At 73.6% G+C, this 700-nt stretch carries 1 protein-coding gene; it reads right to left on the bottom strand.

The window, feature by feature from the left end; genetic code table 11:
• A partial coding sequence (locus Q2100_RS29640) for a Mur ligase family protein (RefSeq protein WP_302916897.1) occupies positions 1-700 on the bottom strand: 700 nt, incomplete at both ends.

The following is a 700-nucleotide window of genomic DNA, read 5'->3' as shown; positions in this document are numbered from 1 at the left end:
CGCGTTCGACACCTGGTGCTCGCCGTGCACCGCGAGCGCGACGTCGGCCGCACCGGCGGCGGTGTGCAGCGTGAATTGGGGCCGCGCCAGCGCGTCGAGACCGATCCCGTCGGCCCAGACGTCCGCCGAGGCGCCCGCCTCCTGCGACACCCGCACCACCCGCGCGCGGGTCCGGTCGGCCATCGCGGCGACCGCACTGTCGTCGACATTGAGGATCACCACTCCGGACGGCGGAACCGATTCCGGCAGTTCACCTTTCGTCGCGGCGATGGCCTCGCGCGAGCCGAACTCGCCGAGGTGGGCGGTGCCGACGTTGAGCACCACCGCGATCGACGGCCGGGCGATCGCGGCGAGAGCGGCGATGTTGCCGGGATGGCGGGCCGACATCTCCAGGACCAGGAAGTCGGTCGACTCGTCGGCGCGCAGCACCGTCCACGGATGGCCGAGCTCGTTGTTGAACGAACCGGGCGGGGCGACCACCTCGCCCAGCGGCGCCAGCACCGCCGCCACCAGATCCTTGGTCGAGGTCTTGCCCGAGGAGCCGGTGATCCCGACGACGGTCAGCCCACCCGCGGTCAGTCGTTCGGCCACCGCCGCGGCGAGCCTGGCCAGCGCGGCCAGCACCGCAGCGCCCGCACCGTCGACGTCGTGTTCGAGCACCCCGGCACCGGCATCGGCGCCCTCGGCGGGCGGTACGACG

This window comes from Mycolicibacterium arseniciresistens (genome assembly GCF_030519285.1).
In the GTDB taxonomy this organism is placed as follows: domain Bacteria; phylum Actinomycetota; class Actinomycetes; order Mycobacteriales; family Mycobacteriaceae; genus Mycobacterium; species Mycobacterium arseniciresistens.
The sequence above is the reverse complement of the archived record's forward strand: the minus strand, read 5'-3'. Positions and strand labels throughout refer to the sequence as shown.